This is a genomic window from Chryseobacterium sp. DZ-32, from assembly GCF_059587025.1.
Genome location: NZ_JCAIOM010000007.1, coordinates 239,685 through 256,308, shown reverse-complemented (window position 1 = coordinate 256,308; position 16,624 = coordinate 239,685). Strand labels below are relative to the sequence as shown.

Here is a 16,624-nt window from a genome sequence, read left to right as displayed (position 1 = left end):
TTGTGATAAATTCGGAAAAATAATAATTAATTATCAAAATTTAATTAAAAATTTTAACGTTAAAAGCTGGTAATGATTCTGTTAATTCCTTCTTCCAAAATTTCCGTGGATGTAGAAAAGCAAATTCTTATATGTCCTTCGGCTCCTTTGCCGAACCACCTTTCTGATCCCGGAACAATGGCTACTTTTCCCTGCTGCAGAACATGCTGGGCGAACTCATCACTTGACATTCCGTTTTCAATCTTTGGAAACAATACAAACGTAGCCTCGGGCAGATTAGGGGTTACAATTTTTGAACGGCTTAATAGTCTGAACGCAAGATCTCTGTTGCTTTGCAAGTGCGTCAGAAACTCTTTATACCAGGGTTTCGCTTTCTCCAGAGCTACGCTTGCTGCAATCTGCGATAAAGTAGAAACACCTTCTATTGTGGAATTGAAATTGGATTTTTCTGTGAAGTCTTCAAGAATATCTTGGTCATTACATAAGATAGCACCTATTCTTAATCCTGCTATTCCGAATGATTTTGAAAATCCGTAAACGGTAAAGCTCTTTCTCTTTGCCTTCTCTGAAACGGAAGAATAGGTATGGAAGTCTTTATCATCATAAATAATATCACTCCAGATTTCATCACTCATTACCCAAAGATCATGAGCCGATGCAATTTCCGCCACTTGTATTAAAACTTCTTTAGAATACACTTTTCCAAGCGGATTGTGCGGATTGCATAGGCTGATAAGTTTGGTTTTGGAATTAATTAAAGAAACCAGGCTTTCAAAATCAATTTCTCCTGTTGTTGTATCTACTGGGCAAAGCATTACTTTTCCGCCTGCTGTTTCCACTGATTTTTTGAAAAGGAAATCAACAGGATCCAGAATAATGGCTTCGTCTCCGGGGTTAAGAACATAGGATGCGATGAGAAACATTCCCTGAGCAGCACTATTCACTGCCAAAACATTTTCTGGGGAGAAATTACCATGCTTTTCTGTATTAAAATGATCTGCAACGCTTTTCTTAAACTCAGGAAGTCCGGAAAATGGCCCATAGCTTAGATATCCGTCTTTCAGGTATTCAATAATTCCCTGTTCTATTTCAGGAGCTGTTCTGAAATCGGGATCGGCTGCCGTAAGAGGAATGATCCCGTCTTCCAGGGTAGCCCATCTTCCGTTGTAGGCTTTTCTTTTCAGGGCTTCAAAGTTGATATCGTTATTGGTAAACATATTTATTTATAGGATATAGGTAAAATATTTTCAGTCTGTTGATGGAGCGGGAGTAAAAACTGCTTAAGCAATGTTCTTCCATTATGAATGTGAATCTCTATTTCGGGCTTTCTGCCTGCCTCATATTTATGGAAGACTTTCTGCATGTTTTCTTCTTCAACTAAGTATTTCGTTAATACAAAGGCATCTTTCAGAGCTGAGGTAACTCCCTGGCTGGTAAATGGAATAAGTGGGTGCGCTGCATCCCCGATGAATACGAAATTATCTTTGTAAAAAGGGTTTAACTCTTCCAGTTCATATACATTCCATAAATGTACATTTTTATAATGTGATTTCTGTATAATTTCCGGGACTAAAGGATGCCAGTTTTCGAAAATGTCAAGCATATATTTCTTTAAGTTTTCTGCGGAACATTCACTGATCATATATTTTTGATTATCAAACTGTGAATACCAAAGGATGGTATCTTCAGAAAGCTTGAGAATACCGAAAGTCAGTCCACCTTCCTCGTGGTGAAACTTCATAAAGTCATTATCAATAACATCCGCAATTTCTTTATTCTGAATGATATTGACGACTTCACTTTCTCTTACTATTCTCATGATTTCATCTTGAAAAAGATTTCTTCTGATCCGGCTTCTGGAGCCATCAGAGATCACTGCAATATCAGCGTCAATCTCAGTTCCGTCAGAAAGTTTCAGTTTTCCATTCTGCAGCTCATCAGGAATAATAGTTTCTTCATAAGTTATCTTGCCTGGAGTAAGGTTTTGTGTCAGTAAACTGATTAATGCATGCCTTGAAATGGCGAAAACATTGTTCAGTTCTTTTTCTGCGAGAATTTTTCCGGTGTGTGAATATTGGATGTATTTTTTCAGAAAATTTCCATGTTGGAGAAGAAGATCAGGATCAATGATCTGATAAAGATAATCCATTCCTTCTTTCGGAATGAGAAAGCCGTGACCTGCCAGATCTTTCTTTTTTCTCCTTTCGTAAATATGATAATCAATATTGTATTTTTCTAAGTAATTCGCCATGCTTAAGCCGGAAATACCGGCGCCCACGACAGCAATTTTCTTCATTTTTCGGAATAAAGTATTTTTCAGGTTGGTTTTTTAAGTATTTTTTTAATCCTTTAGATCAATACAAAATTAAATTAAAAACATTCACTATTTTAAAAAACGGCTTAATTTAATTTTGATTTCCTGAAAAATAAGATAAAAAGAGTAAGATAAGCCGGATAATAAAAGTATATGTTTGGTTTATATTTATTTATAAAAAAGATTTTTTTTTCAATATTTAAATAGCCTTAATTTATTTAAGTGGTAATGTGAAATTAAGATTGTTTTTTGCTTAAAAACGCTTAGTTTTGGTGCATAAAAAAACCGGAAGAAATTCCGGTTTTATGATTAAGCTTTTTCAAGCTGAACAGTAAAGTGTCTTAAGATTTCCGGTTCCCACGTAATCTTGTATCCTTTTGCTATTTCATCACGTCTTTCATATACGTTTCTGATAGCAGCAGCAATATAATCCATGTGGTTGTTGGTGTAGGTTCTTCTTGGAATAGCCAGTCGTACCAGCTCTAACTTCGGATAACGGTTTTCTCTAGTAGCAGGATCTCTGTCTGCCAATAATGTTCCGATTTCTACAGTTCTGATCCCTGCCTCCTTATAAATTTCCAGCCCTAATGTCTGAGCCGGATATTCTTCACGGGATACATTTGGAAGAAAGTTTAAAGAATCGATGAATACAGCATGTCCTCCGATAGGCTTTTGAACAGGAATTCCGTATTCAATTAATTTATTACCCAGATATTCAACCTGAGAGATTCTGCTTTCAAGATAAGCAAACTCAGTAGCTTCATCCAGACCTACAGCTAATGCTGCCATATCTCTTCCCGCCATTCCTCCATAAGTAATAAAACCTTCGTAAATGATGGTGAAATTGGATGCTTTTCTGAAAACTTCTTCGTTACTCAAAGCTATAAATCCTCCGATGTTTACTAAACCATCTTTTTTAGAACTCATAGTCATTCCGTCTCCGTAAGAGAAAATTTCCTTACAGATATCTTTAATGCTTCTGTTTTCCTGTCCTGCTTCTCTTTGTTTGATGAAGTAAGCATTTTCAGCAAATCTCGCTGAATCAAAAAATACAGGAATTCCATATTGGTCGGAAAGGGCTTTTACTGCCTTCATGTTTTCCAAAGAAACAGGCTGTCCTCCTGAAGAATTACAGGTAATGGTAATTAAACAGAAAGGGATGTTTTCTTTAGGATGGCTTTTATAAACTTCTTCCAGTTTTTCAAGGTTAATATTTCCTTTGAAAGGATGAAGATCATTAATATCAAAAGCTTCGTCTATCGTACAGTCAATTGCATGTGCCTTTCTGAATTCGATATGACCTTTTGTCGTATCAAAATGCGAGTTCCCAGGAACTACATCACCTTCTTTTACCAATACTGAGAAAAGGACGTTTTCAGCAGCTCTTCCCTGGTGGGTTGGTAATAAATATTTGAATCCTGTTATTCTTTCAACAGTTTTTTGTAATTGTTCAAAAGAACGTGATCCGGCATAGCTTTCATCTCCGGTCATTAAAGCAGCCCATTGTTTATCAGACATAGCCCCCGTTCCTGAATCGGTAAGCAGGTCAATATAAACATGTGAAGATCTTAGGTTGAAAAGGTTATAATTAGCTTCTTTAAGCCATTGCTCTCTTTCTTCTCTGGTGGATTGATAGATTTCTTCCACCATTTTAATGCGGAAAGGTTCCGCGTACGGTAAATTCATGAGTTAAATTATGTTTTAAATTGTTTGTAAAGAAAATGTGCTTGAAAATAATTTTTCAAAATTCATCAATGTATAGATAAGTCGGAAAAGGGATTATTCCGGAGCCTTAAATATATTTTCATCAGAATGGAATCCGGCTACACCGCCGCTCACAGCAAATTTCATGGCAGAAGCTGCTGTCATTCCTACTACAGGTTTGATGTTTTTTTCTTCAGTAACAATTACCCAGCCCGAGATGGCATACGAGTGGGGAAGATATACCGCAACGTAATTATGCTTATCAACGTCCGACATTTCTTTTTGAGTTAAAAAGCCAATTCTCCAGATTTCCGGATTTTCATTGGTTTTTACCCATACGGGATCGTTGAATTTTTTCTTGTCGCCTACAAATGAAGACATGACGTCTTTCGTAGGAGTATAGATGTGTTTTACTCCCGGAGTTTTCTCCAGCAAGCTGTCCATCGTGTCGAAAAAGAATCTTCCGACTACGAATTTATTTCCTAAATACCCCAGAATAGCCGTAAACAGGATGATAGATACAAATACAAGCCCCGGAATCTGCTTCGCAAGAGAAGGCACAAGGTTGTCAATCGCACTTACAATATACCAGATCACAAAAATAGTAAGCCCGATAGGCCCAATGATAACCAACCCCTGAAAAAAATTCTTCAGGAACAGATTGGCAATATTTTCAAAGCTTGGCTTCTTCAAGGTGTATTCTTTACTATTTTATTTTAACCGTGAATCGTTTCTTTATTTCCGTAGGATTTAATAATGCTGGCCTCATATTCCAGCCATTCTTCCCAACGTTTGTTTACTTTTTCAGGATTTCCCAGTTGTCTTGCAAAGCCGATAAAAGTAGTGTAATGATTGGCTTCGGAAATCATCAGTTCTTTGTAAAAAACTTTAAGCTCTTCGTCTTTGATATTTTCGGTAAGAACTTTGAATCTCTCGCAGCTTCTGGCTTCAATCATTGCGGCAAACAGCATTTTGTCTACGATGAGGTCTTCTCTGCTTCCCTGAATGATAAATTTTGCCAGCTCATTCACGTAATCATCTTTTCTTGCTCTTCCAAAAGTAAAGCCTCTTTTTTTGATGATTTCATGTACCTGATTGAAATGATCCAGTTCTTCTTGTGCAATGGCAAGAAGTTCTGTTACAATCTCAGGATATTCCGGAAGCATCGTGATCAGGCCTATTGCATTGGTTGCTGCTTTTTGCTCACACCAGGCATGATCCGTTAAAATTTCTCCAATGTTTCCTTCTGCAATATTTGCCCACCTTGGGTCGGTAGGTAGTTTCAACTTAAACATGTTGTAAATTTTTTGTAAATTTAAACAAATTGGACATATTTAATGCTTCTGATGTGACAGATTTTATTTTCTATTGAATTTTGTACAATCAGAACTGTCTTTTTTGTAGCATTGCAAATATGAATTAATGATATCCTGTTATTTTACGGTAATAAAAAAACTAATGACTCAATCACAATGATTAGACAATACTATTTGCCCATGCTATTTTCATTACTTTTTACGGTGAAAGGACTACCTGTCTATGGTCAAAATGTAAAAGATTCAGTTGAAATATCTCTAAGACCCTATGCGAGTCTTCGCGGTCATATGGCAGTGTATGACCATAAAATGGAACTTCAGGAAAATGCATCAAGAATCGGAATGGAGCTGAATATCAAAAAAGGAACATTGGGTTTTATTGCAGGCGGAGAAGTGCAGTTAAATATGTTTCGTGGAAGTACCTCATTTAATGTGGATGGAAGCCTTTCCAGTGGATTTGTTTCGATAGAATCCTCACAATCTAGACAGGTTTTCGGTAATAGGCTTGGTTATTTGGGAATTGACCTGGGGAAATATGGAATCCTTACCATTGGGAAGCAATGGGGTGTTTATCGGGACATCACTTCTTACACTGACCGGTTTAATGTTTTTGGGGCAAGAGCATCTGCTACATTTGTCGGAGGTACTGATGGTGGAGAAACCGGAACAGGACGTGCGGATCAGGCCCTTATTTACCGTAACCGCTTTGGAAATCTGTATATCGGAGGGCAGATCCAGGCCAGAGGGGGAAATAATGATCATTTTATTGATGGATTTGGTGGCTCTGTTCAATATAAAATTACAGATGGTTTTTTTGCCGGAGCAGCTTATATCAGGGCTTTTCTGAGTGACCGTCTAATACAGAATGGCGGGGCAATAGGTATTACCGGCCAACCCACTTATTTTTCTTTAGGAGCAAAGTACACCGGGAAAATTTTGGATTGGAGTGTTCTTTTTGTTCTGCATAAAAACGGAGATTTTTCACAGAGTTTTTATCAGAACCCTGGAATGGAGGTAGCTCAATCAATTATGGTATTCAATGCTAAAGGATTGGAGTTTTTTGGAAAATATAAACTTGATAAGTTTTCTATTCTTGCGGGATATAATTTATATGTCCCGGATATAAAAAATACAGAAATAATTTCCGGGCAGTATCATCTGGATCCGGGTTTTAAAAGGAATGATTGTATTGTTGGTGTTTCTTATCACCCCTTTAATTTTGTCCAGATTTATTCAGAACAAAGAATTTCTATGGGTAAAACATCATTGGGAGAAAGAGAAAAAAGTGTTTTTACTCTTGGACTAAAAATTGATCTCTCCAAAACTTTCATTAAAAATTTTGACCTTTAAAAGATATAATTATTATGATTTATTAATGGCTGTGTTTTTCCTGAAGTATTCTAAAAGTCTCCAGCCTGTTTCATCTACTTTTTTCAATCCTGCTGAAATAATGAAGGCTAAAATAATATTAATCCCATAAATAATGAGTATTAAAAGCCACCATGGCATATTTTCTTTTAGTGGAACTACCAGGAAATAAACGAGCGAAGAGCTTATTCCCTGTGCAAAATAGAAGAAAATAGCATTCTTCCCGATATAGGTAATAAAGTTTTCTTTTGTGATCTTCAGCCGGTTGTAAAGAACAAATAAGGTTACCAGAGAGAATAATGCCCAGATGATATAAGGGATTTTCGGCGGGAATTTATTTTTATTGATTTTGTAGAAAATATCTCCTCCATAGTACCAGAACATCCATATAAGAGCCATTCCTGTAAGTGCATATAGTACAGGAATTGCTTTGGTGGAGATCTTTTTTCCACGCATTTTGTGTCCTGTTAAAAAAACAGCAAGGTAGAAAGCAACATATCCCACTTGTCCTGTTGGGTAATATTCCGGGAAGATATTGAATAGCAAGGTTAGAGCAATACAAAGTCCGATGAACCAATTGATATGTTTCGGGAAGAACCTTAAAATAAGTACACCGAAAACGGTAAGTACATAATAGACTTTTAAATACCAGAAGCTTCCCATTACTACCGGAAACGTGTCGGCATTGGTGTACTGATTAAGATACCAGTTTCCGAGATTTTCCCATTGAGGGTATGCTGAAACACTGGTTGCGGAGTATTTGGATCCAAATGTTGAATAAAAGTTCTGCAGCCATTCCATGGAAAAGAAACTCAGGCCAAACACTTTAAAGAAGTAATCTAAAAAGAACAGGAAAGTCACAAAAATCATATAGGTGATCTGGAGTTTCAGAAGACGATATAATGTTTTTTCAATATTCGCTCCCGAAGTGATTCCGCTTAAAGCATAAAAAAGAGCTACGTCAAAAACAAGCGAGAAAACTCTTACTTCAGCGGGAATATAAAATTGTCCGGACCAGAAAGCGGTATGGATAAATATGATGGAAAGTGTTGCCAGTCCTTTGGCGAAATCAATATAGAGATCTCTGTTCATTATAGATGGGTTGGAAGTTCTTTGTAATTTTTTCAAAAATACAAACAAATTGATTGTTTAAGACATAAAAGATTTTTTAAACAAAAAAGGGGCGGAACATACTGCCCGCCTCCTTTCTTAAATATGCTAAAAATGAATGTTCTCGTTTATTGAAGATGTTTAAATTCTTCAGCAGAAATTTCTCCTGTCTGAATTTTTCTCAGCTCATCTATATATTGACTCATGTAGGCATCAATTTCAGGATTTACTGTGTTTTTAGCCATCTTATAAGTACCATTTAAAACTCCCTGATAATAATAAAAGAAGTTGTAATCGAAATTGGAGGCATTAAGATCGTACTGGCCCAGAAGGAATCCTAAACGAACTGCTGATCTTCTCTGTGCTGGTGTTCCATGGTGGTTTACATTTGTTGTCTGATAGTCACCGATACTTTGAGCAAACTCATAGGCTGCCGCAATTTCCGGGAAGCTGGTTTTATTGTACCCGTTAGGTCTTCTCAGATAATATCCTGCAAAACCATCTGCCTCAAGCTCGTTCGGTCTGTACGTTGACTCCGATACAGAAGGAAGATTGAAGATATACTGCAGCTGATGTCCATATTCATGAGCAAGAATCATTGCGTTTACAATATCGCCGCCTTTTGATTTTGCATCATAATAAATAGCGTACCCATAATAGATCTTTCCTGTTGAGTAGGAAATAGCATTGTAGGTTGAATTGAAATTGGACGGATCATTTACAAAACGCAGAGTAGGGGTGCTTCTTCCCCACATGCTTGCAATTCTGGTCATCTGGCCGTTCATAAAATTGGTGTCTGTGGAGTTTTGAAGCCCGGTCAGTAAGACTGAATTGGTGCTCCAGTTGTTGTCTACATAGGAGCATCCTTTTTCAGTAGTTCCCGGCTGATCAACTTTTGCACTCAGTGCTTCTTGTTGAGGTTGAACATTGTTGTCCATTTGGTCATCACTACATGCTGTCAATGAAGTTACAGCAATGGCACCTGCTAGTAAGCAGAGATTAAAGTTTCTTTTCATATATAATATCAATTTGGTAAAACGAATTTATGAAATTATCTCTTAATTGTGAGTACATTAATAAAAAAAATTAATCAAAATAAAGTGAATAAGATTTTATTTAAAAAAACATTGCTTTGATTGTAAGCTATTTAGAAATTTATATGTATATTTGCACCTCGAAATAACTAAAAATTTATAAACAATGTTTGCAATTGTAGAAATAGCAGGGCTTCAATACAAAGTTGAGCAAGACCAGAAGTTGTTTGTAAACCGTTTAAAAGGAGATAAAGGAGGAAAAGTTTCTTTCGATAAAGTTCTTCTTACTGTAAACGGTGCAATCACTGTAGGCGCCCCAGCTGTAAACGGAATCACTGTAGAAGCAGAGATCCTTGACCACGTTAAAGCTGATAAAGTAATCGTTTTCAAAAAGAAAAGAAGAAAAGGTTACAAAGTGAAAAACGGTCACAGACAATCTTTAACTCAAATCGTAATCACTGGTATTACAGGTTTTGAAGGTGGTGCTAAAAAAGCTGCTGCTAAAAAAGAAACTGTGAAAGGTGAAGTTCTTTCTGACAACGCAACTGTTAACTTTGGTGAAGATCACGAGTTGAACTATCACTTAAAGAAAAACAACTTGTCTCAGTCTAAAGAGAACAGAGAAACTTTAATTACTTTAGGTAAAGCAGTTAAAGTTGAATTAGAAAAGAATGTTCTTACTCATGAAGAAGTTGATGCTGCTATCATTAAGAACATCGATCAATTTAAAGCACTTAATAAATAATCCAGTAATAAAATGGCACACAAGAAAGGAGTCGGTAGTTCCAAGAACGGTAGAGAGTCTCACTCTAAAAGATTAGGTGTGAAGATTTTCGGAGGACAAGAAGCTATTGCCGGAAATATTATTGTTAGACAAAGAGGTACTCAGCACCACCCAGGTGATAACGTGGGAATCGGTAAAGATCACACTTTGTTTGCATTAGTAGATGGTAAAGTAGTTTTCAGAAAGAAAGCAAACAACAGATCTTTCGTATCTGTAGAACCAAACGCATAATTTAAGCGTTTTATAAAAATTAAAACCTCAGTAAAAACTGAGGTTTTTTTATGTACTGTTTTTATAAAATTCTTTTTTTGGTGAAATATGTTTATATTTGATAACTGACATGCTTTAAAATAGTTGCGGAAGCCGAAAAGCAAATAGAGTAGGCAGTAAATAAAACTAAACAATCATGAAAAATTTAAGAAAACTAACCAAAGCCAGTCTGAGAAATATTAACGGCGGAGAAGTGTGGTGTCCGGCAAAACCAATTACATCATGTAGTGTATGGTGCGGATTGACAAAGGAGCAGCAAATGCGTTGCCTGCTTGATGTAGAAGGTTGCGAGTGCTTTTAATCATCAAGGCAGTCCTTATTATATAAGCTTTAAAAAAAATTCGGCGGCTTCATTGAAGCCGCCGAATCTGTTATATGGTATATTTACTTTAGAATCCTACCTGGAATCCTGCTTTAACGCCAAACTTTGAGATATCCGGTTTGTCAAGATAATTTCCTCTCCAGTTAAAATCTACTCTGAAGATTCTCAGGTTTCCGATTCCTATATTTTCTATTCCGAATCCATATTCATAATAGATATGTTCGCTTGGTGCAGAATATTTAAAACCTTCTACATTGATTGCTTTGGAAGCATTGCTTAATGTTCCGTAGGCTCCTCTGATAAATGCAACTTCTCTCAATTTCAGCTTTTTAATCAATGGAATATAAGAAAGTATTTTACCGTTAAAATGATGCTCAAGCTGAAGTGTAGTATAGGCATCCGTCACAAACTCATAATAATTAAGCTGGGAGAAAGTATTTGGTACCAGACCATAGGAAAGGTTGGCAGGAATAATATTCTGTAATGCCAATGGAACTGTACTGAAGTTCTTTCCAGCTTCGAAATTAACCACTAGTTTTCCCATACTTCCAATCAAAAACGGCTTGTATAGCATGAATTGAAGCTTGTCATAATTGAAGTCAGCATTAAACAAACCTTCAATACCTCGCGTGTATCTTAAAACGATGGTTGGTGCCAGGTTTCTCGCCTGATAACGGTCAATACCGGTTTGTGAGAATTTTGCACCAGGTTTGGCAATTAAACTGATAGTAACATGGGAATCATTAACAGTTTTCCTTAGCTGGCCGTCTTTATAATACATCAGATTGAATTTCTCAGGGATAGCAGATTTAATACTCTGCATCACTCCATCTATTCTTATCTGAAAGTTTTTCCATGGCTCAATAGCTGCAAAAATACTTGTCTTATTTACAGAACTTAAGGAAATGTTTTCTCCTCTTGCAAAAAAGGTACTGGTAGATGAAGATTGCGGCGTAACTCCATCACCAGATGTAAGCTGTCCCCCAAGCTGAACAATGTCTCTGCTGGTTCCTGCACCAATCATAAAACGGTTAAGCTTATTGAACATATATCTTGCCTCTACTCCATATTTAAACTGCTGATCCTTGAAGCCATAAGCTGTATAAAATTGTGCTCTCCAGGTATCATTCAATCCGAAATAAGTTCTTGCTCCTAATCTTATTCTGTCCCCTTCTACTTCATTTCTTCCATAAATTGAGAAAATAGGACCAATATCTATTCCTTTAAAGGCATTATAATAACGTGAGCCAAGAGTTTCAAACAGTTTTACCATCCGGTTGAATTTCGGGGTCTGCTGAAGCTGGTCAAGCATGTTGTAAACGCCCTGTTCTGCTTTGGATAAGGTGTCAGGTCTGACTTTTGTCCAGTAAGCATCATCTTTATTGGTAAATTTATCTTCGTACTCTTCTTCGGTACGTTTGAATACCTTAGGATCAAGAGGTTTGTTGAACTGATAATCGGAGTAATCTACCGATCTTTTGGCGATGATACTTTTGGCGCCTTTCTTCTTTGAGAAAGGGCTCATTTCAAATTCTGTCACCAGTTTTTTGGGAAGAAACGTAGCATCATCAGGATTGTCATATTCTACCTGAGTATACACACTGTTGACAAAGTTGACGTTAATCTTCTGTGTTGACTTTAATGTTGCTCCTAAAACGGCATAAGTATCGGTATCAATATAAAGGTTTCCCTGAAATGCAAGGACATCTTTTCTCTTTGGCTGGTATCTTATCTGGAAGGCTTTTTCCCCACGAATCGTAATGGTGTCCATAAGACTATAATCATAGGTGCTGAAACCGTCACTTCCAACAGGACTCTGGAATCCGATATCGAAATAATTCAGGGTATTGTCGTAGATATTGATATCACGGTATAAGTTTTTAGCAGAAACCGTTATGACCTGATTGTCTTGGAAACCTGAGGTCTTTTGAGCAACCAGTGTTCTTTTACTGTCTTTGTCCGGCCTGTTTTTGCCATAATTTTCATAAACGGCTTCATTCAGGAAGATAGGAAGACCAAGTCTTCCACTCGCAGTAGAATCTGCATAACTGAAAATGAAATCAAGTTTATTGAAAATCTTTTTCTTCATGAACGCACTGTCAAGATTATTCAGGTCAAACTGTGTTTTTTCGTATTCTTTATATGAATAAGTATCGAATTTTTCCAGTCCGTTATTTCTTTTTTGTGCCCACACTTTCTGCATAATTGCATAAGCCGGATTTTCTTTCTTGTTTTTGTATTTTGTTTTACCGCTTTGAAGAACAATCTCCTGGATATCGCTTACTTTAGCCTGTGATAGCTGTACGAAAATATTGTCAGCATTTTCAGGAGTGATATCAAGGGTTTCTGTGGTATAATTTTTTCTGGAAAATCTTAACTGATGGATGATGCTGTCTGACTTAACAATGAAATTGCCCGAAGTTGTCGTTAAGGCAGGTGTTTTATCATTGTTGATAAAAATATCAACGTTATTCAGTTCTTTATTGTTCTTTTCGTCAACCACCTTACCGCTGACCTTGTTTTGAGCACATACGGAACCGGCGAGAATCAGGAAAAAAAATAAAAAATAGTGTTTTTGGGAGTTATTGTTTAACATCATTTGTTTCTTCAGGCATTTAGCATAAACAAAAAGCATGCAGTTTAATTAAAAAACAGGTAAAAAAATAAAAAATTTTTATTCTATCCTATAAAACGACAAAAGTAGCGAAAATAATATATGTATTGATTAAAAATTAACCGGGAATTTTTTATGCTTAAAATATAATAATCAGAGCGTTAAAACAACGTGAAAGTGAAAATTTTTAAGATCATTTCGGTGTTTTTTTGTGGAACTTATAAAATGAAAAAAGACTTACAGAAATGTAAGTCTTTTTTGCTCCTCCTGCTGGGCTCGAACCAGCGACCCTCTGATTAACAGTCAGATGCTCTAACCAACTGAGCTAAGGAGGAATTTCCTTTGTTTTAAGTGGTGCAAATATAGTATGAATATCCATACCAAGCAAGTTTTTATTCTTGAATATTCATCGAAAGAAGCTATTGATTTATTTTTCAATAAATTAAATTTTAAATATTTTTTGCGATGGGCAGACGTTATTCGGAATGGTATAAATTCTAAGCTGTAAGCAATGGAATTTTTAGACCTGTTTTTTTTAAAAGAAATAAAAAAGACCTACAGCAATGTAAGTCTTTTTTATTTTTTATTGTTCTGAAATTTTTACTTCTTTAAATCTTTTAGTATTTCCTGAACAGCTCTTTCCAGCTGAGGATCATTGTTCTGAAGACGATCCATAAAGGTGTTTTTAACATAAATGTCTGGTTTTACACCTGTTTTCTCAAGATTTTGTCCGTCCAATGTGTAGGTTCCCCATGCAGGAAGTCTGTAAGAAGATCCGTCTACCAATCCTTTGGCTGAAGTGAAAATAATCCATCTGTAAGTATCCTGACCGATGATTTTCCCCAGTTTCAGTGCTTTGAACCCGGCTGCAGTCATTTCGGCATCACTCAATGAAGCTTCATTAATCAAAAGGACGATAGGTTTTCCGGAAGGAGCAAAGTTGGGTTGGGTTGTTATTTTTCCTTCACGGTATTTCCATTGTAAATAAGGTCTTTGAGAAAGGAAATTCAATACTTTATCATGCACATTTCCACCGGTATTGTAACGTAAGTCAAGAATGACAGCATCTTTTCTGTTTTCCTGTTCTACCATGTCCAGAAGAAAATGATCCAGCTCATCAGTAGACATGTTTTTCATGCAGGAGTAGGCAATACGGTTGTTGCTAAGCTTATCTACACGCTGATGATTATTGTAGATCCAATCGTCGTAAAGCAATCCTTTTAATTCTCCATTAGAAATCGGATGTACTTTGGTAGTTACCGTTTTACCATCACGATTAAAGGTAAGAACCAGCTCATCCTGTTTTTTAGGGCTAGTGAAATACGTTTCGATATTTTCGTTAAGATCAATCTTTTTCCCGTTTACAGAAGTCAGTTGATCTCCAGGTTTGATGTCAACACCGGAACGGTAGGCCGGAGATTTTCTCAGAATGCTCTCTACCGTGTAGGGCTGGTCTTTTTTAAAGATAATTCCTGTTTCGTTCGTAAAATAGTTCAGGAACATGGTTTCTTCCTTTCCTGTAGAAGAAAATCCGGTGTGTGAAGAATTAAGCTCTCCTAAAAGATCATTCAATAATATTCTGAGGTCATTCCTGTTATGTACGTACGGAAGATACTTGGCATATTGTTCCTTTTTAGCTTTCCAGTCGATACCATGGAACTTTTCATCGTAGAAGTTTTCCTCCACACCTGTCCATGCTTCAGCGTACATCTGGGTAAATTCTGATGCCAGATCTTTATCAAAACTGTATTGGATGTTTATCTTTTCAGGCTTTAATGCCGCTACAGTTGTTTTGTAAATATTACCTTCTATCAGAGCAAACAGGTTTTTATCATTTTTGGTTACATAATAAGCTGCTTTATCGAAAACTTTTTCAGATTTGGCAGGCTCAAAATCTGTGAATACCTTTTTGAACAGCTGTCTTTTTCCATTGTCCTGATTAGAATTGAAAAGAAGAATTTCTTTTTTATCATCAGCGAAAACAGCTGGATCATCCTGGTATCCATATCGGTCGGTAACCAGTTCAATTCTGTCCAGGGTATCATCAGGATTAACCTTTAGTTCTTTGATTACCGGCTCTTTTTCTTCCTTTTTATCCTTGTCTTGGTCTTTCTTATCCTTCTTGTCTTTTTCTTTATCTGAAGATTTTTCTTCCTTCTTTTCTTCAGTGAAGAGATTGTCGAATTTTTCAGACTTAAAAGGCTCGTCAAACCAATCTAAAGCCATACGGTAAATGTTGGATTTCTGCATGCCTAAAGGATAAGACGGATTGGTCCTGTCGCTGGCGAAATAAATATATTTTCCGTTCGGAGACCACACGGGATCTTCTTCAGAAACGCCAGTATTGGTAAGGTTTAAAGTCTGCCCTTTTTTGATGTTATAGATGAAAATATCGAGCTCGAAGTTTCTTTTTGCCGAGAATAACACATATTCGTTATTAGGGGAGAAAGAAGGTCTTGAGTTTTGGAATGCCCAGATCTCATCTTTTACAATAGTTGTAGATGTAAAACTTTTTAAATCCAATAATCGTACTTCATCTCTTCCGCTTAAATACACTGCTTTTGAAAGGTCGCTATTCAGCGTAATGCTGCGGTTATTCCTTGAATCTTCTGTTAATTGCTTTGGCTGGCCTTTTCCGTCTGCCGGAATAGTGAACCAGTTCTGGTATCCGTTGTAAGTCTGGTTGTAAAGAAGAGTACGGTTATCTTTCAGCCATTTCACTTCCATGGCGCGTTCTTTTCCATCAGAGACCTGCTGGGCAAATTTTCCTTCAATATCAGAAACGAATATGATTCCACGGCTTATGAATGCCATTTTTTTACCGTCCGGAGATACGTCATAATAGGAAATATTATTTTCCACATTGAAATTCTGAGCCTTTTCCAGGGTTTTGTTGGTATTCAGGCTGATGTTGAGAGGAGTTGTGTTTTTTGAGGCTACATCATAAGTATAAAGCTGGTAATCCTTTTCAAAAATAACTTTGGAGCCATCTGCTGAAACAAACGGTTTTTTAATGGAAGTTTCAAATTTTGTTAAGGCAGTCTTTTTACCATTTTCGATTTTATAAAGATTGTATTCTCCATTATTCTCATCAGAAATAAAATAGATAATACCATTTTTATCTACACTTGGGTTAAAATCTTTCCCTTCATAGTTGGTGTACTGTTTGAAAGAATTGTTTTTGGGGTTGTATCCAAGAATATCAGGATTATTTTCTCCTTTATAACGCTTACGCTGTACCTGATGGGCACTTTCTGAAGAACTTGTGAAAAGATATTCTCCTGAAGGAGTTTCGACAAGACCATTGGTGTTGTTAAAATAATTGTTGAAAAGCTTTTGTGGGGTTTTTCCCTCAATTGTAGTTTTAAAGCTGCCGAAATTATTATTTCTGTTGGAAGTAAAATAAATCGTTTTGCTGTCCCACGCCCAGCTTTCCATTTCATCCCTTCCGGTATGGAAGGTTAACTGCTTGATAGTTCCTCCGCCTGCGGGCATTACATACACATCATAATTTCCATATTGATTAGAACTGAATGCAAGCCATTTTCCATCCGGAGAAAGGCGGGGATTGATCTCTTCTCCATCCAGAGCGGTAATTCTTGAAGCATTTCCTCCATTGGAATCTGCTTTCCAGATATCGCCGTCATATGCAAAGTAAGCTGTTTTTCCATCCGGACTTAATGAGGGACCTGATAAAAAATAAGACTTTTCCTGTGCCGAAATCCCTGCAATAGAAAATGCTGTTAATAACGAAATAATAGTTTTCTTCATGGTAGAATGGGGTATTT

At 36.6% G+C, this 16,624-nt stretch carries 13 protein-coding genes and 1 tRNA gene; 4 read left to right on the top strand and 10 right to left on the bottom strand.

What is annotated here, in order from left to right; genetic code table 11:
• Positions 1-59: 59 nt before the first annotated feature.
• From AC59HC_RS10305 to AC59HC_RS10285, 5 genes are all read right to left on the bottom strand, one after another.
• Entirely contained in the window at positions 60-1,217 is a 1,158-nt protein-coding gene (locus AC59HC_RS10305; RefSeq protein ID WP_496558539.1) for a pyridoxal phosphate-dependent aminotransferase, read from the bottom strand.
• Positions 1,218-1,219: 2 nt separating this feature from the next.
• Positions 1,220-2,296 carry an FAD-dependent monooxygenase gene (locus AC59HC_RS10300; RefSeq protein ID WP_202840943.1) on the bottom strand — a complete coding sequence of 359 codons (1,077 nt, stop codon included), beginning with the start codon at positions 2,294-2,296 and terminating at the stop codon, positions 1,220-1,222.
• Positions 2,297-2,623: 327 nt separating this feature from the next.
• Positions 2,624-4,000, bottom strand: coding sequence for a tryptophanase TnaA (tnaA, locus tag AC59HC_RS10295; RefSeq protein WP_202840941.1), 1,377 nt, complete (start codon positions 3,998-4,000; stop codon positions 2,624-2,626).
• Between the two features lie 93 nt (positions 4,001-4,093).
• On the bottom strand, positions 4,094-4,711 hold the full coding sequence (locus AC59HC_RS10290; protein WP_047377240.1) for a DUF502 domain-containing protein: 618 nt from the start codon (positions 4,709-4,711) through the stop codon (positions 4,094-4,096).
• Between the two features lie 23 nt (positions 4,712-4,734).
• Positions 4,735-5,313 (bottom strand): MiaE family protein, encoded by a 579-nt coding sequence (locus tag AC59HC_RS10285; RefSeq protein ID WP_110011741.1) that lies wholly within the window; start codon positions 5,311-5,313, stop codon positions 4,735-4,737.
• A 201-nt stretch (positions 5,314-5,514) separates the two neighbouring features.
• Here AC59HC_RS10285 and AC59HC_RS10280 point away from each other — a divergent pair, with 201 nt between their 5' ends.
• Entirely contained in the window at positions 5,515-6,684 is a 1,170-nt protein-coding gene (locus AC59HC_RS10280) for a porin (protein ID WP_496558538.1), read from the top strand.
• A gap of 12 nt (positions 6,685-6,696) precedes the next feature.
• Here AC59HC_RS10280 and AC59HC_RS10275 read toward each other — a convergent pair whose 3' ends face one another.
• Positions 6,697-7,794 carry an acyltransferase family protein gene (locus tag AC59HC_RS10275; protein WP_496558546.1) on the bottom strand — a complete coding sequence of 366 codons (1,098 nt, stop codon included), beginning with the start codon at positions 7,792-7,794 and terminating at the stop codon, positions 6,697-6,699.
• Between the two features lie 146 nt (positions 7,795-7,940).
• A complete protein-coding gene (locus AC59HC_RS10270; protein ID WP_137905702.1) occupies positions 7,941-8,828 on the bottom strand; it encodes a neutral zinc metallopeptidase in 888 nt (295 codons plus the stop codon).
• 184 nt (positions 8,829-9,012) lie between these two features.
• Here AC59HC_RS10270 and rplU point away from each other — a divergent pair, with 184 nt between their 5' ends.
• The 3 genes from rplU (at position 9,013) to AC59HC_RS10255 (ending at position 10,201) form a co-directional block, all read left to right on the top strand.
• A complete protein-coding gene (gene rplU, locus AC59HC_RS10265; RefSeq protein ID WP_110011737.1) occupies positions 9,013-9,591 on the top strand; it encodes a 50S ribosomal protein L21 in 579 nt (192 codons plus the stop codon).
• Positions 9,592-9,603: 12 nt separating this feature from the next.
• Positions 9,604-9,861 carry a 50S ribosomal protein L27 gene (rpmA, locus tag AC59HC_RS10260; RefSeq protein ID WP_002984034.1) on the top strand — a complete coding sequence of 86 codons (258 nt, stop codon included), beginning with the start codon at positions 9,604-9,606 and terminating at the stop codon, positions 9,859-9,861.
• A 175-nt stretch (positions 9,862-10,036) separates the two neighbouring features.
• The gene (locus AC59HC_RS10255) at positions 10,037-10,201 is read left to right on the top strand and encodes a bacteriocin-like protein (protein ID WP_171006347.1); all 165 of its coding nucleotides are present in this window, start codon (positions 10,037-10,039) and stop codon (positions 10,199-10,201) included.
• Between the two features lie 88 nt (positions 10,202-10,289).
• On the opposite strand, the gene AC59HC_RS10250 is transcribed toward AC59HC_RS10255, so the two are convergent.
• From AC59HC_RS10250 to AC59HC_RS10240, 3 genes are all read right to left on the bottom strand, one after another.
• On the bottom strand, positions 10,290-12,821 hold the full coding sequence (locus AC59HC_RS10250; RefSeq protein WP_496558537.1) for a DUF5686 family protein: 2,532 nt from the start codon (positions 12,819-12,821) through the stop codon (positions 10,290-10,292).
• A gap of 276 nt (positions 12,822-13,097) precedes the next feature.
• Positions 13,098-13,171, bottom strand: a tRNA-Asn gene (locus AC59HC_RS10245).
• 265 nt (positions 13,172-13,436) lie between these two features.
• The gene (locus AC59HC_RS10240; protein ID WP_496558536.1) at positions 13,437-16,607 is read right to left on the bottom strand and encodes a S41 family peptidase; all 3,171 of its coding nucleotides are present in this window, start codon (positions 16,605-16,607) and stop codon (positions 13,437-13,439) included.
• Positions 16,608-16,624 lie beyond the last annotated feature (17 nt).